Here is a 25,209-nt window from a genome sequence, read left to right on the forward strand (position 1 = left end):
TGAGCAATCATTATAAAAATAAATGCTGTCAGACACCAGAGGCAAAATAGCACAAATTATTAAATTCTATCTATATGATAAATATCATTTTATTAATTTAGTTAACGTTCGTTATTAAAATGTATTGACGCGTGATGCAGATCACACTTATCATTTGTCTATCGATCGTTAAGTTAATGCTTACGACGCTTCTTTCATCTGCTACAGGAACAAAATCATGAAAAACGTTAAAACACTGTTTGCCGCTGCCGTACTGAGTTCACTTTCTTTTGCAAGCTTCGCTGCTGTTGAAGTCCAGAGTGCTCCGGCAGGCCAGCAGCAAGTCGGTATCATTGGTGCTTCTGCAGGCGCTAACCTCTCTTCTGTTGAAGATCAACTGGCTCAAAAAGCGGATGAGATGGGCGCAAAATCTTTCCGTATCACCTCTGTGACCGGTTCTGATACCCTGCATGGCACGGCAGTGCTGTACAAATAAGTTAAGCCACTGAATTAACCCTCATAAAAAAGGCCTCGCAACTGCGAGGCCTTTTTTGTTACCCGGACATTAAAGGGATTGTTGCAGCGCATTGTCATGGAGGGTGACATCCACCGGCATGCCGGAACGCACTTCCATCGCACGTTCAAATACCTCACTTGTGCTCTGCGGTGAGTCTTTGAAGGCCTGCATTGTGGCATTAAGTACAATCGGTAAGGTCTTCGGGTCGTCATTGATGGATTTTGATAGCGGCTGGTGCACTTCTACAAGTCGTGTGCCGTCAGGTTCAACCGATGTTTTTATCGGCGTATTGATAATATTCACGCGCGTACCGGGTGTGATAACCCTGAATAAGGTGGCAATGTCGTTATCACGTAGACGGATACAGCCAGAGCTCACACGCATACCAATGCCAAAATCGGCGTTAGTTCCATGAATCAGATAGACACCACCGTAAGCAGCAAGGCGAATGGCATGGTGCCCCATCGGATTTTCTGGCCCGGCAGGGACGACCGCCGGTAAATCTATCCCCTGGGCTTTATAACGCGCACGAATATTGGCTGTAGGCGTCCAGGTCGGATTGGCCCGTTTATCGGAAACGGTCGTCACCATCGTAGGCGTCAGCGTATCGCCACCCAGTTGCCCTATTCCGATAGGGTAGACGGTGACTTCATTTTTACCCGGCGGGTAATAGTAGAGACGCAGTTCGGCCAGATTAATGACAATACCTTCGCGCGGCACGTCTGGTACCAGGGTTTGTAGCGGGATCGTCAGCACATTGCCTGCGCGCGGAACATAAGGATCAACACCGGGGTTCGCCTGCAACAGAGCCAGGAAACCGACATTGTATTTTTTGGCAATTGCCTCCAGCGAGCCGCCATCATTTTCTACCACGTGATAACGATTTTCACCGACCAGCCGACTACCGTTGGGCGGTAAAGGCCAGGTATTGGCTTTCGCTGGTAAGACTAGCGTGGCGGCGAGGAAAATCGCCCAGAGGACAAAACGGGAGTTATTAAGCATTACCATTATCCATGTAAATTATAAGGTTATTTTGTCAGATAGAGATCATGGAATTATGGCGGGAGGGAATGTCGGGAAGTCCTGGAAGAGTGCAAAGTGTTTGTAAATATTTCAAAAAATAACCGGGCCAGTACGGGTACTGGCCCACAGAACACTATGCGATCGCGTTCTCTTCCAACTGTCGCATGAAGTTACGAACCCAGTCCATGCGAGTTTTGCGATCCGTCAGCTCCTGGAAGAATTTCAGGCGCGTCGGGCCGTCAAGGCGGAAGTGTTTTGGCTGTTTTTGCAACAGGCCGATTAGCCATGCGGGATTGACATGATTTTTTTCATTGAACTCAATCGAGCCGCCTTTTTCATTCCCTTCAAGCTTACGAATCCCCAGTTTCTGCGCCTGTTGACGCAGCCGCGCAATATCGAGCAGGTTTCGTGCGGCGTCAGGCAGCAGGCCAAAGCGGTCAATCAACTCCACTTTAATCTCATCGAGCTCATTTTCACTCTTCGCGCTGGCAATGCGCTTGTAGAAAGAGAGGCGGGTATTGACGTCGGGAATAAAATCATCCGGCAGCAGGGAAGGCATCCTCAGTTCGACTTCCGTTTGCTGGCTGGTGAGATCTTCAAGCGATGGCTCACGCCCGGCTTTAAGCGCATCGACCGCATTTTCCAGCAACTCCATATACAGCGAAAAGCCGATGGTTTCCATTGAACCGCTCTGATCTTCTCCCAGCAGTTCGCCGGCGCCGCGGATTTCCAGATCATGGGTCGCAAGGGCGAAACCGGCACCTAAATCCTCCAGTGAGGCAATGGCTTCGAGACGCTTCTGTGCATCGGTCGTCATCGCTTTCGGGTGTGGTGTCAGCAGCCAGGCATAGGCCTGGTGGTGTGAACGACCCACGCGCCCACGTAGCTGGTGGAGTTGCGCCAGGCCAAAGTGATCGGCTCGCTCAATAATGATCGTGTTCGCGGTAGGGATGTCGATCCCGGTTTCGATGATGGTGGTACAGACCAGCACATTAAAACGCTGGTGGTGGAAATCATTCATCACCCGTTCCAGTTCGCGTTCACGCATCTGGCCGTGGCCGATGGCGATACGTGCTTCCGGTACCAGTTCTGCCAGTCTGTCGGCAGCTTTCTGAATATTTTCGACGTCGTTATAAAGGTAGTAAACCTGCCCGCCACGCAGGACTTCACGCAGTATCGCCTCGCGTACGACCAGGCTGTCGTATTCGCGAACGAATGTTTTCACAGCCAGGCGGCGCGCAGGAGGCGTTGCGATAATCGACAGATCGCGCATACCGCTCATGGCCATATTGAGTGTACGCGGAATTGGCGTCGCGGTTAGCGTGAGGATATCCACGTCTGCGCGCATCGCTTTAATCCGCTCTTTATGACGTACGCCGAAGCGGTGTTCTTCATCGACAATCAGCAGCCCCAGATCTTTCCACTTCACGTCGTTTTGCAGCAACTTATGGGTACCGATAAGAATATCGATTTTGCCCTCAGCCGCCTGCTCCAGCACCTGTGTCTGTTCTTTTGCGCTACGAAAACGCGAAAGCATCTCCACACGCACTGGCCAGTTGGCGAAGCGATCGCGGAAATTGTCGAAATGCTGTTGAGCGAGCAGGGTAGTGGGCACCAGCACCGCCACCTGCTTGTTGTTTTCGACGGCAAGGAAGGCGGCGCGCATGGCCACTTCGGTTTTACCGAAGCCGACATCGCCGCAGACCAGGCGGTCCATAGCCAGCGGCTGGCACATATCACTCAACACCGCGTTAATGGCTTGAGCCTGGTCTGGCGTGGTTTCAAACGGGAAGCTGTCGCAGAAAAGCTGGTACTGTTCGCGATCGTGTTTAAATGCAAAGCCGGACTTCGCGGCGCGTTGAGCGTAGATATCCAGCAGTTCTGCAGCGACATCACGAACTTTTTCTGCCGCTTTCTGCCGCGCCCGCGCCCAGGCATCGCCGCCCAGTTTATGCAGCGGCGCGTTCTCCTCCGCGCCCCCGGCATAGCGGCTAATCAGATGCAATGAGGAGACCGGTACGTAGAGTTTGGCATCCCCGGCATAAGTCAGCATCAGGTATTCGCCTTTAATGCCGCCCGCTTCAAGCGTGGTCATCCCTGCATAGCGTCCAACCCCATGTTCCAGGTGTACCACCGGCTGGCCTGGGTGCAGTTCAGCAAGGTTGCGAATCAGCGTATCGGGATTAATCGTGCGGCGCGTATCCTGGCGGCGGCGGGCAACGCGCTCACCCAGCAGATCGCTTTCGCAAATCAGCGCGCGGTTACGTAGCGTGTCGATAAAGCCATGTTCTGCCGAACCAATGATCAGATAGCGCCCGGCATCTTGCGCGTCATCCAGTCGGGTAATGCGTTTCGGCGCAACCTTGATACGTGAGAGTAGTTCTCCCAGCGCTTCACGACGTCCCTCGCTCTCGACCGAAAACACGACCGGCCCACTAAAGGATTCGAGGAATTTGCGCAAATTATCCAGCGGTGATTTTTGCTGTGCCTGAACGGCCAAATCCGGCAATGTCCGGTAACCGAGGTTCACATTGGCGGCTTTGTCCACCAGGTTTTCGGTTTTGAGTTGCACGCGAGGCCAGAGTTTGAGTTCGCTGAACAACTCATCTACCCGCAGCCACAGCAACTCAGGCGCCAGCAAGGGGCGCATCGGGTCCACGCCGCGATTTTCAAAGCGCGCCCGGGTCTCCTGGCTAAAGCGTTCAGCGCTGTTTTCCAGATCGCCCGTGTTAATAAGCAGCGTATTGTCCGGCAAATAGCTAAACAACGACGGCAACGGTTCGCTGAAAAACAGGGGCTGCCAGTATTCAATACCGGTTGGCAAAGTGCCTTTGCTTACCTGTTGATAGATATGTTCGGCATCGCGCTTGACGTCAAACTTATCGCGCCACTGACTGCGAAACAGTTCGATTGCGGTTTTATCCGTCGGGAATTCATGAGCAGGCAGTAAATTGATCGCCTCGACCTCTTCCAGCGTACGCTGGCTGTCCGCATCGAACAGACGAAGGCTGTCAATTTCATCATCGAAGAAATCAAGACGATAAGGTTGTGCGCTCCCCATCGGGAAGAGATCCAGCAGCGCCCCGCGGGTCGCGTACTCACCGTGTTCCATAACCTGATCAACATGGCGATACCCTGCGCTGTCCAGCTGCGCGCGCAGCGCGTCACGGGACAGCCGCTGGCCTTTTTTCATGACCAACGCATGCCCGTGTAAATAGCTATGCGGGCAGACGCGCTGCATCAATGTATTTACCGAGACAATCAGCACACCACGCTGCATAGAGGGCAACTGGTAGAGTGTGGAGAGACGGGAGGAGATGATTTCCTGATGCGGCGAGAAACTGTCATACGGCAGCGTCTCCCAGTCAGCAAGATTCATCACCAGATTGTCGGTGAACTGGCTGATTTCGTCATGCAGACGCAGGGCATTTTGCATATCCGGCGTAATCAGTACTACCGGACCTTTGTGTCGCTCAATGATTTCCGCGACTTCGGTCGCGCAGGCAGCACCAGTCAGTTCGCCAAGCTGGCGCTGCTCGCCGGGTTTGACGGGCAGAGAATAACGGTATTGTTCAGGCATAGATAGGGTCTGGGTCTCTTATGGATATGCCCCTTGTTATTGGGGCATATCACTGATACGCAATCCCTTTATTATCCGCGATTGTGCACTATTCGCCAACCTCAACACACGCGCTTATCGTGTTTGCAGCGGCGGGGCCAATTTTGCGGGCGGAGTGAAAAACAGATCGGCAAAAATCGCCGAGGATATTTAATGAGATGGTCACTCCCTCCTTCCCAGTACTATGCTGAGGACAGGCTTTCATTCGGAGAACCATCATGGAAAACATTGCGCTTATTGGTATCGATCTGGGTAAGAACTCTTTCCATATTCATTGTCAGGATCATCGTGGGAAGGCCGTTTACCGTAAAAAATTCACCCGACCAAAGCTAATCGAATTTCTGGCGACATGCCCGGCAACAACCATCGCGATGGAAGCCTGTGGCGGTTCTCACTTTATGGCACGCAAGCTGGCAGAGTTAGGGCATTTTCCAAAGCTGATATCACCGCAATTTGTCCGCCCATTCGTTAAAAGCAACAAAAATGACTTCGTTGATGCTGAAGCTATCTGTGAAGCAGCATCACGTCCATCTATGCGTTTCGTGCAGCCCAGAACCGAATCTCAGCAGGCAATGCGAGCTCTGCATCGTGTCCGTGAATCCCTGGTTCAGGATAAGGTGAAAACAACTAATCAGATGCATGCTTTTCTGCTGGAATTTGGTATCAGCGTTCCGCGAGGTGCTGCCGTTATTAGTCGACTGAGTACCCTTCTTGAGGACAGTAGTTTGCCTCTTTATCTCAGCCAGTTACTGCTGAAATTACAACAGCATTATCACTATCTTGTTGAGCAGATTAAAGATCTGGAATCTCAGTTGAAACGAAAGTTGGACGAAGATGAGGTTGGACAGCGCTTGCTGAGTATTCCCTGCGTTGGAACGCTGACTGCCAGTACTATTTCAACTGAGATTGGCGACGGGAAGCAGTACGCCAGCAGCCGTGACTTTGCGGCGGCAACAGGGCTGGTACCCCGACAGTACAGCACGGGAGGTCGGACGACATTGTTAGGGATTAGCAAGCGGGGCAACAAAAAGATCCGAACTTTGTTGGTTCAGTGTGCCAGGGTATTCATACAAAAACTGGAACACCAGTCTGGCAAGTTGGCCGACTGGGTCAGGGAGTTGTTGTGTCGGAAAAGCAACTTTGTCGTCACCTGTGCTCTGGCAAACAAGCTGGCCAGAATAGCCTGGGCACTGACGGCGCGACAGCAAACTTACGAAGCATAAAGGCAGAAATACACCAGTTTAAACAATCATTCATCTGGTTTTGCGAATACTGATATTGATGATACTAACGGCCCACCGGCCTGTTGAGGAACCTGTAAAACGGAAAGGCTCATTGAAGCCGTATATTTTCTGGAGGTTCATCAGGCGCGGAACTCATCGAGGCGCGGGAATAAAATCCCATTCAGACGCCGGATAGATTCAAGCAAGCCAACTTGTCGTCAAAATCGGTGTTGCAAAAACGGGAGTGACCATAGATTCCGTATACACAAGCCAACCAGGGTACAGATAACCAGACTACAGAACGGATAGAGCAATACGATGGTAAGCTCGACGGCAGGCGACCAGCGCCCGGCATTCATCGGCGTCAATAAAGCCAGACTGAGCGCTTCAATCAGAATGCGATGGGTGGTGTAGATAGCGAGCGTATTGCTGCCGACGATATTCAGCACTGCATTGTCGCCTGAACCAACACGCGCTTCCAGCGCATGGAACAGACGCAAAATCAGCACTACCGACAGCAGACTAAGGGGCAAGGGCACATTTAAAAACCAGAGGGCCACCGCAGCAAGTAATGCTCCCGCCAGCCAGACAACGTAGCGACGAAAAGAGAAACGCGTCATTGCATCCATAATGGCGCCGCCAAACCATGCTCCCATGCTGTAGTAGATCATGTTGCGCAGTACGCTGTTCATACCCCACCAGGGCGAGGGCAAAAAGTTAATCGCGACGCTGAGGAGTGCCATTACGGCGAGTGCAGCAAGAGCCCAGCGGCTCAGTAATTTGCACAGAATGAAATAAACCACCAGCGCGTAGAGATACCACAGGCTGGTACTGGCGGTGAGCATCCCTTTAATAAACGCAGAGGGGGTATCCGCATAGGCGGCGTTAGAAGCACCGCTTAAATCCCGCGCAGGGGCGAGCCAGTCATTAATGTGGCTTAGCGCCAGCCACTGGAGTACGCCCCAGAGCACAAGCACGTAAAAGATGCTCCAGATCCGCTTGTCGATCGTCTCTTTCCATGGCACCTCGTCAATGTAGCGTCGAATCAGGTAGCCAGAGAGAAAAAAGAACACGGGCATGCGGAAAGGAGCAAGGTAAAGATTAAAGTAGATCCAGCACTTTGCCAGCGTTTCTGACCACGCGTGGCTGAATGTGGTGAGGTGCGGGTAAAACGTAATAACTGAGTGATAGATAACCACCAGACAGATACATAATCCCTTGATTTGATTTATCCATAGAGTCTTTTTTTTCATCATCTTTCGCCGTTTGTATTACAAAGTTCGGCGTTTATCCTGGTGGCGTCGCTGCGGGGTGTAACGGTAAACAGTCTGTATTTCATCCCTTTTCGGATAAATATCAGGGGGTGAGTAAGAAAACGACATAGCGACGGGACACGAAACGCGTAAAAGTCGCGCAACTAGCAATTTGATTTATCGGATTTTTTCCTGGCCTCTGAGACGTCCGCTTACCGTTTCACTCATTTACGCTCTACGCTTTCGCTTATATACTTCGGAGTCTGCTAACAGCAACCAGACGGATTTCATGTACCAGCCTGTCACTCTCTTTATCGGCCTGCGCTATATGCGTGGGCGCGCAGCCGACCGCTTCGGTCGTTTCGTTTCCTGGCTGTCAACCATTGGCATTACGCTTGGCGTAATGGCGCTGGTGACCGTGCTGTCGGTCATGAATGGCTTTGAGCGCGAACTGCAAAATAACATCCTGGGTCTGATGCCACAGGCTGTCATCACCGCGCAAAACGGCTCGCTCAACCCTGAACAATTACCTGCCAGCGCGCTCACATTACAGGGCGTTAATCGCATTGCGCCATTGAGTACCGGTGATGTCGTTCTCCAGAGCGCACGCAGCGTGGCTGTTGGCGTAATGCTGGGGATCGACCCGGCGCAAAAAGATCCGCTCACCCCGTATTTGGTCAATGTACAGCAATCTTCGCTGGAAGCCGGGCAGTACAATGTGATCCTCGGTGAAGGTCTGGCCGGACAATTAGGCGTCAATCGTGGCGACCAGATTCGCGTCATGGTGCCATCTGCCAGCCAGTTTACGCCGATGGGGCGTTTGCCCAGTCAACGCCTGTTTACCGTGGTCGGGACTTTTGCTGCCAGCAGTGAAGTGGATGACTACCAGATGCTGGTCAATATCCAGGATGCGTCCCGTCTGATGCGCTACCCCGCGGGCAATATTACCGGCTGGCGTTTATGGCTGAATGCGCCACTGCAGGTCGATGTTCTGAGCCAGCAGGCGTTGCCGCAAGGGACCAAATGGCAGGACTGGCGCGAACGCAAAGGCGAACTCTTCCAGGCCGTGCGTATGGAGAAAAACATGATGGGGCTGCTGTTAAGCCTGATCATTGCGGTGGCGGCTTTCAATATTATTACCTCCCTTGGCCTGATGGTGATGGAAAAACAGGGAGAAGTAGCGATTCTGCAAACCCAGGGGCTGACGCCGCGTCAGATCATGGCCGTCTTTATGGTGCAGGGCGCAAGCGCCGGCATCATTGGCGCGCTGCTGGGGGCGGCGCTTGGCGCACTGCTTGCCAGTCAGTTGAATAACCTGATGCCTGTCATCGGTGCGTTTCTTGATGGCGCTGCGTTGCCGGTGGCCATCGAGCCGTTACAGGTGGTTGTTATCGCGCTGGTGGCAATGGCCATCGCGCTGTTGTCTACGCTTTATCCTTCCTGGCGCGCTGCCGCCACTCAACCCGCTGAGGCTTTACGTTATGAATAAGATCCTGTTGCAATGCGACAACCTGTGCAAACGCTATCAGGAAGGGAAAGTGCAAACCGACGTGTTGCACGATGTGAGCTTTAGCGTGGGTGAAGGTGAGTTGATGGCCATTGTCGGCAGCTCCGGTTCCGGTAAAAGTACGCTCCTGCATCTGTTGGGCGGGCTGGACACGCCGACATCTGGCGAAGTGACCTTCGATAACCAACAGCTGAGCAAACTCTCCTCTGCGGCGAAAGCGGAGCTACGCAACCGCGAACTCGGCTTTATCTATCAGTTTCACCACCTGCTGCCGGATTTTACCGCTCTGGAGAATGTCGCGATGCCGCTGCTGATTGGTAAGCACAAAGCGGCGGAAATTGATGTCCGGGCGCGGGAAATGCTGCGGGCGGTTGGGCTTGAGCATCGCGCCAGTCATCGCCCCTCGGAGCTCTCAGGCGGCGAGCGTCAACGCGTGGCCATTGCTCGTGCGCTGGTGAATAATCCACGTCTGGTGCTGGCGGACGAGCCGACTGGTAACCTTGATGCCCGCAATGCGGACAGTATTTTCCAACTGCTGGGGGAACTGAACGCGTCACAGGGCACGGCGTTCCTGGTGGTCACACATGATCTGCAGTTGGCGAAACGGATGAGCCGCCAACTGGAGATGCGCGACGGTCGCCTGAGCACTGAAATGACCCTGATGGGGGCCGAGTGATGGCGTCTCCTCTGTCATTACTGATTGGCTTGCGTTTTAGCCGTGGCCGCCGCCGCAGTGGTATGGTTTCGCTGATTTCCGTCATCTCCACGATAGGTATTTCCCTTGGCGTTGCGGTATTGATTGTCGGTCTGAGCGCAATGAACGGCTTCGAGCGTGAGCTTAATAACCGTATTCTGGCGGTTGTGCCGCATGGCGAAATTGAGCCAGTGAATCAGCCGTGGAATAACTGGAACGACGCACTGGAAAAAGTAGAAAAAGTGCCTGGTATTGTCGCCGCTGCGCCCTATATTAATTTCACTGGCCTTGTGGAGAGCGGCACCAATTTGCGAGCGATCCAGGTGAAGGGGGTAAACCCTGAGCAGGAATCCCGTCTGAGCGCATTACCCCATTTTGTGCAGGCCGACGCCTGGCGCAATTTTAAACCTGGTGAGCAGCAGATTATCCTTGGTAAAGGTGTTGCGGATGCGCTGAACGTAAAACAGGGTGATTGGGTATCGATAATGATCCCCAATTCCGACACCGACCACAAACTGTTGCAGCCCAAACGCGTCAGACTGCATGTTACCGGCGTATTGCAATTGAGCGGTCAGCTCGACCATGCGTTTGCGATGATCCCCATGGAAGACGCGCAGCAATATCTGGATATGGGCAGTAGCGTTACGGGCATCGCCATAAAAGTGAAGGACGTTTTTAACGCGAACACGCTGGTGCGTAGCGCCGGTGAAGTCACCAACAGCTATGTCTATATTAAAAGCTGGATCGGTAAGTACGGCTATATGTACCGCGATATTCAGATGATCCGCGCCATTATGTATCTGGCGATGGTACTGGTGATTGGCGTGGCCTGTTTCAATATTGTCTCCACGCTGGTCATGGCGGTAAAAGATAAGAGCAGCGATATCGCCGTGCTACGCACATTAGGAGCGAAAGATGGTTTGATCCGGGCGATTTTCGTCTGGTACGGTTTGCTGGCCGGCCTGTTGGGTAGCGTGATCGGCGCGGTGATCGGTGTGGTTGCGTCACTGCAACTGACCGCCATAATCCGCGTGATTGAAAAGATTATTGGTCATCAATTTTTATCCGGCGATATCTACTTTATCGATTTTCTACCGTCGGAGTTACACGTACTGGATGTGGTGTATGTATTGGTCACCGCACTGGTGCTGAGTCTGTTGGCAAGCTGGTATCCGGCACGCCGGGCAAGCAATATCGATCCGGCGAGGGTGTTAAGCGGACAATAATAAAAAGCAAAAAGGAGAGGCGATGTATTACGGATTTGATATCGGCGGAAGCAAGATAGCGCTGGGGGTATTTGACGATACCCGTCGTTTGCAATGGGAAAAGCGCGTCGCCACACCGAAAGACAGTTATGAGACATTTTTAACGACTATCACTCAACTGGTGGCCGACGCTGATGCACGCTTCGGCGGTCAGGGCAGCGTCGGCATCGGTATTCCGGGCATGCCGGAAACCGCAGATGGCACCCTCTATGCCGCCAATGTGCCGGCCGCCAGTGGTCAACCGCTGCGCAAGGATTTGAGCGCAAGGCTCGCGCGTGATGTCCGCCTTGATAACGACGCCAACTGTTTTGCTCTTTCCGAAGCCTGGGATGATGAGTTTCGTCAGTATCCGATTGTGATGGGGCTTATTCTGGGGACTGGCGTTGGCGGTGGCATCGTCGCCAACGGCCAGACCCTCAAGGGACGCAGCTATATTACCGGCGAGTTTGGCCATATTCGTCTGCCGGTCGATGCTATGACGCTGATGGGCTTTGATTTTCCGCTCACGCGTTGCGGCTGCGGCAAACTGGGCTGTATCGAAAACTACCTTTCCGGGCGCGGTTTTGCCTGGTTGTATCAACATTACTACCACCAATTCTTATCGTCCCCGGAAATCATTGCGCGTTGGGAGCAGAGCGATGCGCAGGCGAAAGCGCATGTTGAGCGCTATGCTGATTTGCTGGCGGTGTGTCTTGGGAATATCCTGACGATAGTGGATCCGGATTTACTGGTTATCGGTGGCGGCTTATCGAATTTCTCTGCACTGACGTCGTTGCTGGCGGCGCGTTTACCGCCACACTTGTTGCCGGTTGCCCGGATACCCCGCATTGAACGTGCTCGTCACGGCGATGCTGGCGGCATGCGCGGCGCCGCTTTCCTTCATCTTACTGATTAATCCTGAGAGGATGATATGCAGTCTCGTCGGTCACATCGTCTCAGCTGTTTTCGCCGTAATAAACGCCGTTTGCGTGAGCGCTTACGTCAGCGGATTTTTTTCAGAGACCAGGTGGTGCCGGAAGTGATGGAAAAACCGAGAGTAGTGGTACTAACGGGGGCGGGGATCTCCGCAGAATCAGGCATTCGCACTTTTCGCGCTGCCGATGGTTTGTGGGAAGAACACCATGTGGAAGATGTGGCAACGCCAGAAGGTTTCGCCCGCAATCCGCAACTGGTGCAGGCTTTCTATAATGCGCGTCGCCAGCAGCTCCAGCTCCCGGAAATCGCGCCAAACCCGGCGCATCTGGCGCTGGCGAAGCTGGAAGATATCCTCGGCGATCGCTTTTTACTGGTGACGCAGAATATCGACAACCTGCACGAACGCGCCGGAAACCATCATATCATCCATATGCACGGCGAATTGCTGAAAGTGCGCTGTTCGCAGAGCGGGCAGGTACTGACGTGGACACAGGATGTCACTGCGGAAGACAAGTGTCACTGTTGCCAGTTTCCTGCGCCGTTACGCCCGCATGTAGTCTGGTTTGGTGAGATGCCGCTCGGGATGGACGAGATTTATCATGCACTCGCGATGGCCGATGTGTTTATCGCCATTGGTACCTCCGGCCATGTCTATCCGGCGGCCGGTTTTGTCCATGAGGCTAAACTGCACGGTGCGCACACCGTTGAGCTCAACCTTGAACCGAGCCAGGTCGGCAGCGAGTTCGAAGAGAAGCATTACGGCCTCGCCAGTGAAGTGGTGCCGGAATATGTTGAAAAGCTGCTGAAAGGGCTTTAAGTCGGGTGAAGAAAAAGGGCCGCGAAGATGCGGCCCTTTTTTATGGGGTGAGCCTGGCAGAATAAGTGTTAACGGCCTGCCTTGAGCTTCTGGTAATACTCTTCGTAAATGGCGCTGGCGCTGCCGACATCGTTTTGCCATTCACCTTTGCTGATGGTTTCAGCATCCGGGTAGAGTGATTTATCGTTAGCCACTTCCGGGCTGAGCAGCTTACGGGCCGCGAGGTTTGGCGTCGGATAGCCAATGGTTTCCGCTACCTGCTTAGCAATTTCCGGGCGCAGCAGGAAGTTAATAAGCTTAAGCGCACCCGCTTTGTTTTTAGCATTGGCCGGAATCGCAAGGCTATCCATCCAGAAGATGCCGCCTTCCTCAGGCCAGATGACCTGCAGCGGCGTACCCGCCTGACGGGCGACATACGCGGAGCCGTTCCACACCATACCGAGATTTACTTCGCCTTCCATATACGGGTTCGCCGGGTTATCGGAGTTGAACGCCGCCACGTTAGGCATCAGTTTTTGCAGCTCTTTGTATGCCGCTTCAATCTCTTTCGGATCGGTCGTATTGCCGGACAGCCCCAGTTTACGCAGCGCCACCTGGAAGACTTCGCGCGCATCATCGGTAAGCAGCAGGCTGCTTTTATACTCAGGTTTCCATAAGTCCGCCCAACGGGTCACCGTCTTAGGATCGATCTCTTCGCTATTAATGCCAATGGCTGTCGCACCCCAGATATACGGAATGGAGTAGTCGTTATTGGGGTCAAACGGCTTGTTCAGCATATCCGGGTCGAGATTATGGAAGTTGGTTAGCTGCGTTTTATCGATCTTTTGGATCATGCCCTCTTTACGCATTTTGTCGACAAAATAAGTGGAGGGCACCACCAGGTCGTATGCACCATCTTTATAGGTTTTGAGCTTGGCATACATGGTTTCATTCGATTCATAGGTCGAATAGATAACCTTGATGCCCGTCTCTTTAGTGAACTGCTCCAGCAGACCAGGCGGCACATATTCCGTCCAGTTATAGAAGTAGAGTGTCTTGCTGTCGTCCGCGTGAGCGGCATTCATGCCCAGTGCCAGAGCTCCGGCAGCAAGCAGGTGGCGTGACCATTTTTTCATTTAACGTCCCCTGAGATAAATACCCGTCGTCTTTCAAGCCGCATTTTTGTTGGCTGCGCTCGCTAACCCCAGTCACATAGTTATTTATGCTCCCGGGGATTAACGAGCTTGCGGCCGCAATGCAACTCGAAATTCTTAGGGTACCGGCCCTGGCGGCCTTTCGTTTTATCACGTGCAAAAAGCTGGCTTGCGATAACCATCACCAGCGACAGAACGAGCAGAATGGTTGCCAGCGCGTTCACCTCGGGTGAGACGCCGACTTTCACCATGGAATAGATTTTCAACGGCAGAATTTCATAGCCCGGTCCGGTAACGAAGGACGAGACTACCACATCATCCATCGACAGGGTAAAGCTCAACAGCCATCCTGCCGCCACGGCAGGCATCGCCAGCGGCAGAATGATTTTGCGCAGGATCACCAGCTCGCTGGCGCCCAGATCTTTTGCCGCCTCCAGCATCCGCACATCAAATCCTTTCAGGCGTGAATAGACCGTCACGACCACAAACGGCAGGCAGAAAGTAATGTGCGAAAACAGCAGCGACCAGAACCCCAGCTGTATACCCAGCAGCATAAACAGCACCAGTAATGAGATGGCCATGACGATATCCGGCGACATCATCACCACGAACAGCATACCGCTGACAAAAGGTTTGCCGCGAAAGCGATAGCGGTACAGCGCCACGGCGGTCAGCGAACCGATAAGCGTGGCGAACGTGGCGGAGAACACCGCCATCGTCAGCGAGTGCTGTGCCGCCTGCAACAGACTGTCATTATTCATCAGCAAGCTGTACCAGTCGGTGGTAAACCCTTGCCAGTTAATCCCGAATCGTGAGCTGTTAAACGAGTTCACAATCAGAATGATGATGGGAATATAAAGGTACGCGTAAATAGCGGTCATAAAACCGCCGCGCAGCAGTCGACCGATCATTCCAGCTCCACCTTCTTGTCAAGCAGACGCGAGGCGCGCCAGTAAACCAGTAACAGCAGGCCCATCACAAGGGTCAGCGTGATGCTGGTGGCCGCGCCAAACGGCCAGTCGCGAATATTGAGAAACTGACTTTTGATCACATTGCCAATCAGCAGATTTTTGGCGCCGCCCATCAGATCCGAGACGTAAAACAACCCCATCGCTGGCAGCAACACCAGCAGACAACCGGCAATAATGCCCGGCATCGTCAGCGGAATAATAATACGCAAAAAGGTCTGCAACTTGCTGGCACCGAGATCCTTCGCCGCTTCCAGTAAGGGTTTATCGAGCTTTTCGATACTGGAGTAGAGCGGCATGACCATAAACGGCAGCAGGATATACACCAGCCCGATAATCACCGCCGCAGGGGTAAACATCACGCGCAATGGTTCATCAATGACCCCCAGCCAGAGCAAAAAAGTATTCAGATATCCTTTGGTGCTGAGAAAAATTTTCAGTCCATAGATACGAATCAGCGAGTTGGTCCAGAACGGAACGATCAGTAAAAATAACAATAACGGGCGCACTCTCGCGGGCAGCTTTGCCAGAAACCAGGCGAAGGGATACCCCAGCGCCAGGCAGGCAAAGGTTGCTATTACCGCCATATTCAGCGAGTGCAGCAGCACATCAAAATAGAGAGGGTCCAGCAGGCGAGCGTAGCTATCCAGCGAGAAGACCATCGACACGAAGTGGGTATCGTCACGGGTCAAAAAGCTGGTTGCAATGATCATCAGGTTGGGCCGAAAGACAAACAGCACAAGCCAACCGACGATAGTGGCAATCACCACATTCTGGAATTTACTTGTGCTCTTCATCAGCCAGTACGACCTCCCAGCTTTCCACCCAATTAATCGCCATTTTTTGGTTCAAAGAGTGGTCAAAATCGGGGTCATCTTCGTTGAAGAACTCGCTGACCAGCACCATTTTGCCGTTCTCCAGCTCTACCACCGACTCCAGCGTCATCCCTTTATAATTACGTTCGCGTACATAACCTACCAATCCTTCAACCTCTGCGACGTCATTGATTTCTTCGACGCGCAAATCTTCCGGGCGCAGCATTACGTTTAGCAACTGGCCCTTTTCGACCGGGAAGCTGACGTAAATATTGCATTCGCGTCCTTCGACGGTCGCACGCACGCGCCGGGCATCGAGACGCTCAATGACGATGGCACTGAAGATATTAATCTCACCAATGAAACTGGCGACGAAGAGGTTCTTCGGCTCCTCGTAAATTTCCCGCGGCGTACCGTCTTGTTCTATTTTGCCGTCACGCATCACCACGATCCTGTCTGACATCGTCAGCGCTTCTTCCTGGTCGTGGGTTACGAAGACGAAGGTAATACCCAGTTTACGCTGCAACGCCTTTAATTCGTTTTGCATCTGCTTGCGCAACTTGTAATCCAGCGCGGAGAGCGATTCATCCAGTAAGAGCAGGCGTGGCTTGTTTACCACGGCGCGAGCAATAGCAACACGCTGTTGTTGACCACCGGAGAGCTGGTGCGGTTTGCGCCGGGCGAATTCTTCAAGCTGCACCATTCGCAGGGCGTCAGTGACGCGCGGAGCAATCTCTACCGCAGGCGTTTTTTGCATCCGCAGACCAAATGCCACGTTTTCAAAAACGGTCATATGAGGGAAAAGCGCGTAGCTTTGAAAGACGGTATTAACGTGGCGATGTTCTGCCGGTACGTCGGTGATATCCTGGTCGTCGAGTTTGATATGGCCCACATCAACGCTTTCAAGCCCGGCTATCAGGCGAAGCACGGTGGTTTTGCCGCAGCCGGACGGGCCGAGCAGGGTGAGGAATTCGCCGTGATTGATGGTCAGGTTAAAGTCAGAAATGACCGTTTTACCATCAAAACCTTTACAAAGGTCGACCAGTTGCACCAGCGGAGTGGGCGAACGCGGTTGTGTATTCAATTTTTTACTCTGTCCCTTGTCAACGCATCGGATAACACTCCGGATGCGGGGTTTGTGATTAACCACCTTAGGGTCTGACACAGTGATGAAGGCCTGGCATTCTACGGCAAAGCACTGAAATCGCCAATCATTGATCTATTTACGCGGCCAAAAGTTGGTTTTGTCAGCTACGTTTAACTGAACAAAACAAAAATGAAAATATCCTCGTTTGCGGGATAAAAGTGACCTGACGCAATATTTGTCTTTTCGGGCTTATTAATAATGTTGTCACGTTTAGCGAGGGTGGCTGTATGGATAAATTATTAGAGCGTTTTTTACAGTATGTTGCGCTGGATACTCAGTCGAAGCCGGGTGTCCGTCAGGTACCGAGTACCGACGGGCAATGGAAGCTCTTGCGCTTACTCCAGCAGCAGCTTGAAGAGATGGGGCTGGAAAATGTCACACTGAGCGAGAAAGGGACAGTGATGGCTACGCTGCCCTCTACGGTTGACAAGCCGGTGCCCGCTATTGGCTTTATCTCGCATGTGGATACCTCCCCGGATTGCAGCGGTAAAAATGTGAATCCGCAAATCCTCGAAAACTACCGTGGCGGCGATATCGCACTGGGTATCGGCGATGAAATACTTTCACCCGTCATGTTCCCGGTGCTGCATCAGTTACTGGGGCAGACGCTCATTACCACCGACGGTAAAACCCTGCTGGGTGCCGATGACAAAGCCGGTGTGGCAGAAATCATGACCGCGATGGCCGTGCTGAAACAGAAAAAAATCCCGCACGGTGATATTCATGTGGCGTTCACCCCGGATGAAGAGGTCGGTAAAGGGGCGAAGCATTTTGACGTCGGGGCGTTTGGCGCGAAATGGGCCTACACCGTCGACGGCGGCGGAGTGGGTGAACTGGAGTTCGAAAACTTCAACGCCGCCTCAGTCACGATCAAAATTGTTGGTAATAACGTGCATCCCGGAACCGCGAAAGGGGTGATGGTGAATGCGCTGTCGCTGGCCAGCCGTATTCATGCGCTGGTGCCTGCCGACGAGAGCCCGGAAAATACCGAGGGTTATGAAGGTTTCTACCACCTTACCAGCATCAAAGGCACCGTTGAACGCGCGGAGATGCATTACATCGTTCGCGATTTTGACCGCAAAGCGTTTGAGGCGCGTAAGCGCAAGATAATGGAAATTGCCAAAAAAGTCGGGAAAGGCCTGCACCCGGACTGCTACATTGAGCTGGTGATTGAGGACAGTTATTACAATATGCGCGAGAAGATTGTCGATCATCCGCATATTATCGATATTGCCTGTCAGGCCATGCGCGATTGCGATATTGAACCGCAGATGAAAGCGATTCGCGGCGGTACCGATGGTGCACAGCTGTCATTTATGGGGCTGCCTTGTCCGAACTTGTTTACTGGCGGTTATAACTATCATGGCAAACATGAGTTTGTGACGCTGGAAGGCATGGAAAAAGCGGTACAGGTGATTGTGCGTATCGCCGAATTGACAGCGAAACAGGAATAAACGTTTTTTCTTAACAACAAGACAGACAGGCCGGGCAAACGCGACGCTGCCCGGCTTTTTTATGGTTTAGTCTTCGAAGAACCAATATCCGCTGTTGACCAGTGCGGCGAGCATTGCAAGGAATGACGGGTCTTCAAGTGCATCGCCAAAGGCGCTCTCATCCAGAACGATATGATTTGCCAGCGCGTCGAGTGCCGGGCGGTGCGGGGAGTTAATGCGCTCGCCGTTAACAAATACTTCGCCCGCAATACGCAACACGCGCAGCCCGCCTAAACGCACCAGCTTATCACCCTGTTTCAACGCATCATAAATCTCATCAGGCTGGTAGGGCGGCTCAGGTGGGGTGACGTCCAGCTCATGTCGCGACTGGGTAATAAACTCACCGATCCACTCATTGAAATGCTCTGGCTGATTGATCAGATCCAGCATCATCTGGCGCAGGCCATCCAGCTCTTGCGGCAGGACATCTGCCGGGTGTTCGCGTGACGGCACATCCGGGTCGGTATAGCGCTGGCTGCCCAGTTCGCGCTGCAACACATAATCGGCAAAACCGCTGATCAATTCGCGTCCGCTGGGGGCCCGGTAGCCGACGGAGTAATTCATGGAGTTTTCCAGCGAGTAGCCTTCATGCGGGAATCCTGGCGGAATATAGAGAATATCGCCCGGCTCCATCTCTTCATCGATAATGGCCTCAAAGGGATCGACCTGCAGCAGATCCGGGTGTGGACAGTGTTGCTTCATTGGCGTCTTTTCACCCACACGCCAGCGACGACGGCCGGTACCCTGAATGATAAACACATCGTACTGATCGAGATGCGGGCCCACGCCGCCGCCGGGCACGGAAAACGAAATCATCACATCGTCGGTGCGCCAGTCGGGCAGGGCGCGGAACGGACGCATCAGCGCCGCGGTCGGTTCATGCCAGTTGTTCACCGCCTGCACCAGTAGCGACCAGTTGCTCTCGCCCAGATGATCATAGCTTTCGAACGGCCCGTGGCTGACCTGCCATTTGCCATCAAGATGGCTTACCAGTCGGCTGTCGACTTCATCTTCCATGGCCAGACCGGCCAGTTCGTCAGGGGAAATGGGATCGATAAATTGTGCAAAGCCGCGTTTGAGTACCACCGGGCGTTTTTGCCAGTAGCGCTCGATAAAATCCGGCCAGTTAAGGTTGATGTTATAGTCCATGTTTGTTTCCCCAAACGTTAGTTTGAGTCGGAGTATAACGGATGGTGGACGGCCTGCGTGGGACAGGCCGAGTTATTTTGACTGAATGCGTTAATTATCGCCGCTTATCGGTTGCTGGCGGCCGAAGATGGCCTCCATTTTTGCCCCGCCGAGTAAACTTTCGCTGGTCAGGATTTGTCCGTCGTATTGTTCAACGATTTCGCGGGCGACGGATAATCCCACTCCCTGACCCGGGCGCAGCGTGTCGGCGCGCTGGCCACGATCAAACACCACCTCACGTTTGGATAACGGGATCCCCGGACCATCATCTTCGATAATAATGTGCACGTTCTCATCGGTCTGCCTTGCCGACACTTCGACAAATTCGAGGCAATACTTACAGGCGTTATCCAGCAGGTTGCCAATCACCTCCATAAAGTCGTTTTTCTCACCCACAAAGCTTATCTCCGGCGAGATATCGAGACTGATATTCACTCCTTTGCGTTGATACACTTTGTTCAGCGCCGAGGTCAGGCTATCAAGGAGCGGAGCGACCGGGTGAAGTTCACGGCTAAGCAGCCCGCTGCCACCGCGCATGCTGGCGCGGTGCAGATAATAACCAATTTGCTGAGAAATACGGCTTATCTGTTCCAGCATTACCGGTTCGGCGTCGCTGACGCTCAGTTTTTCACTGCGTAACGAACGCAGCGTACTTTGCAGCACGGCCAGCGGTGTTTTCAGGCTGTGTGTCAGATCGGTGAGGGTGGTCCGGTATTTGTCGTAGCGCTCACGCTCGCTTTTCAGCAGGCGGTTGAGGTTACGCACCAGACTGGTCAGCTCGCGCGTGGTGGCCGGGTTCAGATTCTCGCGGTGGTGTTCTTCCAGCTCGCGTACCTCTTTCGCCAGTTCCTCTATGGGCCGTAAGCTCCACCAGGCGGCTATCCACAACAGTGGGATCACCAGCAACAGGTTTGCCGCCAGAACATAAATGAACCAACTCCACACCATCCAGGATCGCTTGAGTTCGATGGGAACGGTGTCAATAACGACAATGGTGAGCTGCGGCATTCGCGCCGTGGCCGGATAGAGGTTGACCGCCACCGAGTGGGTCATTTCGGACGTGTTGTCATCTTCGCGAATTTCATTGAACTGTTCCACCACCGACTCATCGTTATCCACCAGCGTGCTTGAGTCGTCCACATCCGCTTCGATTTCATGGAATCCGTCGGCCTGGAGCCAGGAGGGATCAACACGTTTTGCCAGCCAGGGGATATCTCGCTGCGACCAGATAAGTTTGCCATCTTTATCATAAATCAGCGTGATGGTCGGGCTCTGTAAATTGAGGCTGTTCGGCAGGTCGACACTCAGGGTGTTGTTTTCCCAGCGGGCAAGGGTATAGAACAGGTTACTTTCGCCGCGCAGCAGACGAAACGTGGTCTTATCGAAACTGACGCTGTAGCCTATCAGGGCAACCATGCCATAGGCGAGTGACAACACCAGCACAACGGCGGCGGTCGCCAGAAGAAAACGAACCCGTAACGAGAGCGGCAGAAGATGCCGCATTACCCGTCTCATTTGGGCAGTTCGAAGAGATAACCCTGGCCACGTACCGTGGTGATCACCTCTGCGGGATAGAGTGCCTGGATTTTCTTACGCAAGCGCCCCATCAGGACATCAATGGTGTGGCTTTCGCGCAGTTCGGCATCAGGATAGAGCTGGAGCATCAGGGAGTCTTTGCTGACCACTTTGCCGCTATTGCGAATCAGAGTCTCCATAATGGTGTATTCAAACGCCGTCAGTTTAACCACTTCGCTGCTGATCGACATTTCCCGGCGCGAGAGATCCACCTGAAACGGCTGCATAGAGATAACCTGCGAGGCCAGACCGCTGTTACGGCGCATTAATGCCTGAATGCGGGCCACAACTTCTTCAATGTGGAAGGGTTTGGTGACGTAATCATCGGCGCCCGCGCTCAGCACTTCGACTTTATCCTGCCAGCCTTCACGTGCGGTCAGGACTAAAACAGGCAGAGAGACCTCATGACTGCGCCAGCGGCGAATGAGCGATAATCCATCTTCATCGGGCAGGCCGAGATCGACAATGGCGATATCAGGCACGTGTTCATTAAGAAAGTAGTCCGCTTCCTTTGCATCTTCCGCGGCATCGACCTGATGTCCCAGTTCCTGAAGTTGAACTTTCAGGTGGTGACGCAACAGGGCATTGTCCTCCACAACGAGTACGCGCATCGTCTTAACTCTCCTTATATTTTCAATACGAATAGTGTAACGCTGATTCTCTGGCGGCAGGGATAAACATTTGTTAAACCGAGAGGAAGGAAGCCCTCTTTCCCGATGAAAAGAGGGCGAAAGTCGGCAGGAAGGGATTATTTCAATTCATCAACCATCGTGATGGCGCGACCAATGTAATTTGCCGGGGTCATCGCTTTCAGACGAACTTTCTCGTCTTCGGGTAGTGCAAGGCTATCAATAAACTGTTTCATGCCTTCGGCATCCACACGTTTACCACGGGTCAGCTCTTTGAGCTTCTCGTACGGTTTTTCGATACCGTAGCGGCGCATAACGGTCTGAATCGGTTCTGCCAGTACTTCCCAGTTATGATCCAGCTCGTCCAGCAGACGGTCGCGGTTCACTTCCAGCTTGCTCACGCCTTTCAGCGTTGCCTGATAGGCAATCAGCGCATAACCGACGCCAACGCCGAGGTTACGCAGTACGGTGGAGTCGGTCAGATCGCGCTGCCAGCGGGAAACCGGCAGTTTGCTGGCCAGGTGCTGCAATACGGCATTGGACAGACCGAGGTTGCCTTCGGAGTTTTCGAAGTCAATCGGGTTAACCTTATGCGGCATGGTGGAAGAACCAATTTCGCCAGCGATGGTTTTCTGTTTGAAGTGGTTCAGCGCGATGTAACCCCATACGTCGCGATCGAAGTCGATCAGAATGGTGTTAAAGCGCGCCATGCAGTCAAACAGCTCGGCAATATAATCATGCGGCTCGATCTGCGTAGTGTACGGGTTCCACTGGATACCCAGTGAGGTCACAAACTCTTCGCTGAACTGGTGCCAGTCCACTTCGGGATAGGCGGCGATGTGGGCATTGTAGTTACCTACCGCACCGTTGATTTTGCCGAGGATTTCCACCTGATTTAGCTGGCGATACTGGCGTTCCATACGGTATGCCACGTTGGCCATCTCTTTGCCCATGGTAGACGGCGTAGCCGGCTGCCCGTGAGTACGAGAAAGCAGGGGGATATCGCGATACTGCACGGCCAGGTCTTTCACCGCATCAATAACCTGACGCCAGTAAGGCAGGATGACCTCATCACGTGCGGTTTTCAGCATCAATGCGTGGGAGAGGTTATTGATATCTTCTGAGGTGCAGGCAAAGTGGATAAATTCAGACACCGCGTGTAACTGCGCGATATCCGCCACTTTTTCTTTCAGAAAATATTCGACCGCTTTCACGTCATGGTTAGTGGTGCGTTCGATAGTCTTGATGCGTGCCGCGTCTTCTTCATTGAAGTCGGCGACGATTTTATCGAGGAAACCGTTTGCGTCGTCAGCAAAAGCAGGAACTTCCTTGATCGCTGCATGTGACGCCAGCTTTTGTAACCAGCGTACTTCGACTTGTACACGAAATTTCAGCAAACCGAATTCGCTGAAGATCCCGCGCAGCGCGCTGACTTTATCGCCGTAGCGTCCATCGACAGGGGAAACGGCGGTCAGTGAGGATAATTCCATAGTTCAGAACTCCGGGAGGTTAACAATGAGCGAGAATTTGTTTGGCCTGAGTGGTCAGGCGATTACGGGAAAACATTAACTGCAGGCGGCCACCGCCAACCTGGTGCCACAGCACAGCGGCACGAATGCCGGCAAGTAGTGTGGCGCGAACTTTTGCCTGGACCTGCGGGCTTTGCAGAACCGCAGGCGAACCCGTGACTTGAATGCGCGGCCCGAGCGGGCTAATCACATCGACATAAATCGCGGCCATGGCGCTAAGCAGCGTCTCTGACTGGAGTTCAAAATGCTCAAGCTGGCGCTGCAAACCAGCGATACGGTCACCGAGCGTATTCATCGCATCTTTGTGGCCCGCCAGCTTGCGCTCCAGCACCATCAGGCTAAGAGTATAGCGGGTCAGTTCGGCATTCAGCCCCTGACGGCTGCTGGCATTAAGGACGCCGAGCAGCGTTTCCAGCCCGGTACGCAGGTTCGCTTCGCTACCGCCAAAAACGCTCAGGGTGGAATCCGGGTTGAGGTCGATGACGCTATTGAGAGAAACATGGAGCGCGTCGGCGTCGCAATGTCCCTGATGCGCCAGTTGCTGCACCAGACGGGCGGACTGGCAAATACCCGCCAGCGCCAGGGTGATGTCGTAGTAATTCTTAGCCACACTCGCTCCTTGATTCGCTATCTCAGTCTCGTCGATTAAACCGGCAGCGCGATACGCTGTTCGATAATGCCGCCGCCGAGGCACACTTCGCCGCTATAGAAAACGGCAGACTGGCCTGGGGTCACCGCAGCCACCGGCTCGTCAAAACGAACCTCAATACGATCATCATCCAGCGCCGTAATGGTGCACGGAATATCGGTCTGGCGGTAACGGGTTTTCACGGTGCAGCGCAGCGTACCGACCAGCGGTTCGCGATTAACCCAGTGTAACTGCTGAGCAATCAGCCCAACGGACATCAGACGTGGGTGATCATGCCCCTGCGCGACCACCAGAATATTGTTTTCCACGTCTTTGTCGACCACGTACCACGGGTCCTCAGTGCCTTCTTTGGTACCACCAATCCCCAGACCTTTGCGTTGGCCCAGCGTGTGGTACATCAGCCCCTGATGCTCGCCAATCTCTTCGCCATCAACGGTGAGGATTTTGCCCGGTTGGGCAGGCAGGTAGCGGCCTAAAAATTCGCGGAATTTGCGTTCGCCGATAAAACAGATACCGGTAGAGTCTTTTTTCTTCGCCGTGACCAGCCCCAACTCTTCGGCGATTTTACGCACTTCGGGTTTTTCCAGTTCACCGACAGGGAACAGGCTTTGCGCAATCTGCTCATGGCCAAGCGTATAAAGGAAATAACTCTGATCTTTGTTACCATCCAGCCCGCGAAGCAAACGGCTTTTGCCATCGACATCCGCGCGACGCACGTAGTGGCCGGTCGCAATATAATCGGCACCCAGGTCTTCGGCGGCAAATTCGAGGAAGGCTTTAAATTTGATCTCTTTGTTACACAGAATATCCGGGTTCGGCGTGCGTCCGGCTTTATATTCCGCCAGGAAGTGTTCAAACACGTTATCCCAGTATTCTGCGGCAAAATTTACGGTGTGCAGTTCAATACCGAGTTTGTCACACACGGCTTGCGCATCGGCCAGATCGGCCGCTGCGGTACAGTATTCCTCGCCGTCGTCCTCTTCCCAGTTCTTCATGAACAGGCCTTCCACCTTATAACCCTGTTGCAGTAACAGCCAGGCAGAAACGGAAGAATCGACACCGCCGGACATGCCGACGATCACTTTTTTTGGGCTATCAGACATAGAATACTCACGACATTGAACTTCAAGGCGGCGTATTCTATCACGCACTCGCCGCGCAGGCACCCCTGCATATTACCAATCCGCAACAAGTGGGACGGAAAATACCGCTGACCTGCCCGGTCGTGAGCGTTGCGGCGTGATGGTTCGTGGCAAATGAGGCACAGAACG

General features: G+C 53.3%; 21 protein-coding genes. 8 read left to right on the forward strand and 13 right to left on the reverse strand.

What is annotated here, in order from left to right:
- Positions 1 to 217: 217 nt before the first annotated feature.
- The gene (bhsA, locus tag AB182_RS09650; protein ID WP_047369878.1) at positions 218 to 475 is read left to right on the forward strand and encodes a multiple stress resistance protein BhsA; all 258 of its coding nucleotides are present in this window, start codon (positions 218 to 220) and stop codon (positions 473 to 475) included.
- 69 nt (positions 476 to 544) lie between these two features.
- Here the strand turns inward: bhsA and ldtC are convergent, their stop codons facing one another.
- Both ldtC and mfd read right to left on the reverse strand, forming a co-directional pair.
- A complete protein-coding gene (gene ldtC / locus AB182_RS09655; RefSeq protein WP_047369879.1) occupies positions 545 to 1,498 on the reverse strand; it encodes a L,D-transpeptidase LdtC in 954 nt (317 codons plus the stop codon).
- A gap of 154 nt (positions 1,499 to 1,652) precedes the next feature.
- Entirely contained in the window at positions 1,653 to 5,099 is a 3,447-nt protein-coding gene (gene mfd, locus AB182_RS09660; protein ID WP_047369880.1) for a transcription-repair coupling factor, read from the reverse strand.
- Positions 5,100 to 5,356: 257 nt separating this feature from the next.
- Here mfd and AB182_RS09665 point away from each other — a divergent pair, with 257 nt between their 5' ends.
- On the forward strand, positions 5,357 to 6,361 hold the full coding sequence (locus tag AB182_RS09665; protein ID WP_000427614.1) for an IS110-like element IS5075 family transposase: 1,005 nt from the start codon (positions 5,357 to 5,359) through the stop codon (positions 6,359 to 6,361).
- Between the two features lie 218 nt (positions 6,362 to 6,579).
- Here AB182_RS09665 and AB182_RS09670 read toward each other — a convergent pair whose 3' ends face one another.
- Positions 6,580 to 7,614: an acyltransferase family protein gene (locus tag AB182_RS09670; protein ID WP_047373248.1), complete on the reverse strand. Its 1,035-nt coding sequence runs from the start codon at positions 7,612 to 7,614 to the stop codon at positions 6,580 to 6,582.
- Positions 7,615 to 7,903: 289 nt separating this feature from the next.
- Between AB182_RS09670 and lolC the strand changes: the two genes are divergently transcribed.
- The 5 genes from lolC to cobB are packed head-to-tail and all read left to right on the forward strand — an operon-like array spanning position 7,904 to position 12,812.
- On the forward strand, positions 7,904 to 9,103 hold the full coding sequence (gene lolC, locus AB182_RS09675) for a lipoprotein-releasing ABC transporter permease subunit LolC (RefSeq protein ID WP_167337871.1): 1,200 nt from the start codon (positions 7,904 to 7,906) through the stop codon (positions 9,101 to 9,103).
- The gene (lolD, locus tag AB182_RS09680) at positions 9,096 to 9,797 is read left to right on the forward strand and encodes a lipoprotein-releasing ABC transporter ATP-binding protein LolD (RefSeq protein ID WP_047369881.1); all 702 of its coding nucleotides are present in this window, start codon (positions 9,096 to 9,098) and stop codon (positions 9,795 to 9,797) included. Before lolC ends, lolD begins: the two co-directional genes overlap by 8 nt.
- Positions 9,797 to 11,041 carry a lipoprotein-releasing ABC transporter permease subunit LolE gene (gene lolE / locus AB182_RS09685; RefSeq protein WP_047369882.1) on the forward strand — a complete coding sequence of 415 codons (1,245 nt, stop codon included), beginning with the start codon at positions 9,797 to 9,799 and terminating at the stop codon, positions 11,039 to 11,041. The genes lolD and lolE overlap by 1 nt, the downstream gene beginning before the upstream one ends.
- A gap of 22 nt (positions 11,042 to 11,063) precedes the next feature.
- Positions 11,064 to 11,975, forward strand: coding sequence for an N-acetylglucosamine kinase (gene nagK / locus AB182_RS09690; RefSeq protein ID WP_047369883.1), 912 nt, complete (start codon positions 11,064 to 11,066; stop codon positions 11,973 to 11,975).
- Positions 11,976 to 11,990: 15 nt separating this feature from the next.
- Entirely contained in the window at positions 11,991 to 12,812 is an 822-nt protein-coding gene (gene cobB, locus AB182_RS09695; RefSeq protein ID WP_047369884.1) for a Sir2 family NAD+-dependent deacetylase, read from the forward strand.
- Between the two features lie 68 nt (positions 12,813 to 12,880).
- Here the strand turns inward: cobB and potD are convergent, their stop codons facing one another.
- The 4 genes from potD to potA form a co-directional block, all read right to left on the reverse strand.
- Positions 12,881 to 13,927: a spermidine/putrescine ABC transporter substrate-binding protein PotD gene (gene potD / locus AB182_RS09700; RefSeq protein WP_047369885.1), complete on the reverse strand. Its 1,047-nt coding sequence runs from the start codon at positions 13,925 to 13,927 to the stop codon at positions 12,881 to 12,883.
- A gap of 80 nt (positions 13,928 to 14,007) precedes the next feature.
- Complete coding sequence (gene potC, locus AB182_RS09705) at positions 14,008 to 14,856, reverse strand: spermidine/putrescine ABC transporter permease PotC (RefSeq protein ID WP_223883582.1); 849 nt, start codon at positions 14,854 to 14,856, stop codon at positions 14,008 to 14,010.
- Positions 14,853 to 15,710, reverse strand: a complete 858-nt coding sequence (gene potB / locus AB182_RS09710; RefSeq protein WP_047369886.1) for a spermidine/putrescine ABC transporter permease PotB — start codon at positions 15,708 to 15,710, stop codon at positions 14,853 to 14,855. Before potB ends, potC begins: the two co-directional genes overlap by 4 nt.
- Positions 15,694 to 16,845, reverse strand: a complete 1,152-nt coding sequence (potA, locus tag AB182_RS09715) for a spermidine/putrescine ABC transporter ATP-binding protein PotA (RefSeq protein WP_177328624.1) — start codon at positions 16,843 to 16,845, stop codon at positions 15,694 to 15,696. The genes potB and potA overlap by 17 nt, the downstream gene beginning before the upstream one ends.
- Positions 16,846 to 17,102: 257 nt before the next feature.
- Here potA and pepT point away from each other — a divergent pair, with 257 nt between their 5' ends.
- A complete protein-coding gene (pepT, locus tag AB182_RS09720; protein WP_047369888.1) occupies positions 17,103 to 18,329 on the forward strand; it encodes a peptidase T in 1,227 nt (408 codons plus the stop codon).
- A gap of 66 nt (positions 18,330 to 18,395) precedes the next feature.
- Here the strand turns inward: pepT and AB182_RS09725 are convergent, their stop codons facing one another.
- The 6 genes from AB182_RS09725 to mnmA form a co-directional block, all read right to left on the reverse strand.
- Entirely contained in the window at positions 18,396 to 19,517 is a 1,122-nt protein-coding gene (locus tag AB182_RS09725) for a ribosomal protein uL16 3-hydroxylase (RefSeq protein WP_047369889.1), read from the reverse strand.
- 90 nt (positions 19,518 to 19,607) lie between these two features.
- A complete protein-coding gene (gene phoQ, locus AB182_RS09730; protein WP_047369890.1) occupies positions 19,608 to 21,071 on the reverse strand; it encodes a two-component system sensor histidine kinase PhoQ in 1,464 nt (487 codons plus the stop codon).
- Positions 21,068 to 21,742: a two-component system response regulator PhoP gene (gene phoP, locus AB182_RS09735; RefSeq protein WP_047369891.1), complete on the reverse strand. Its 675-nt coding sequence runs from the start codon at positions 21,740 to 21,742 to the stop codon at positions 21,068 to 21,070. The genes phoQ and phoP overlap by 4 nt, the downstream gene beginning before the upstream one ends.
- 137 nt (positions 21,743 to 21,879) lie before the next feature.
- Positions 21,880 to 23,250 carry an adenylosuccinate lyase gene (gene purB, locus AB182_RS09740; RefSeq protein ID WP_041851691.1) on the reverse strand — a complete coding sequence of 457 codons (1,371 nt, stop codon included), beginning with the start codon at positions 23,248 to 23,250 and terminating at the stop codon, positions 21,880 to 21,882.
- A gap of 19 nt (positions 23,251 to 23,269) precedes the next feature.
- Positions 23,270 to 23,899 carry a high frequency lysogenization protein HflD gene (hflD, locus tag AB182_RS09745; RefSeq protein WP_047369892.1) on the reverse strand — a complete coding sequence of 210 codons (630 nt, stop codon included), beginning with the start codon at positions 23,897 to 23,899 and terminating at the stop codon, positions 23,270 to 23,272.
- 35 nt (positions 23,900 to 23,934) lie between these two features.
- On the reverse strand, positions 23,935 to 25,041 hold the full coding sequence (mnmA, locus tag AB182_RS09750; protein ID WP_047369893.1) for a tRNA 2-thiouridine(34) synthase MnmA: 1,107 nt from the start codon (positions 25,039 to 25,041) through the stop codon (positions 23,935 to 23,937).
- Positions 25,042 to 25,209: the final 168 nt, after the last annotated feature.

It is taken from the genome of Phytobacter ursingii, assembly GCF_001022135.1.
Taxonomy (GTDB): Bacteria; Pseudomonadota; Gammaproteobacteria; order Enterobacterales; family Enterobacteriaceae; genus Phytobacter; species Phytobacter ursingii.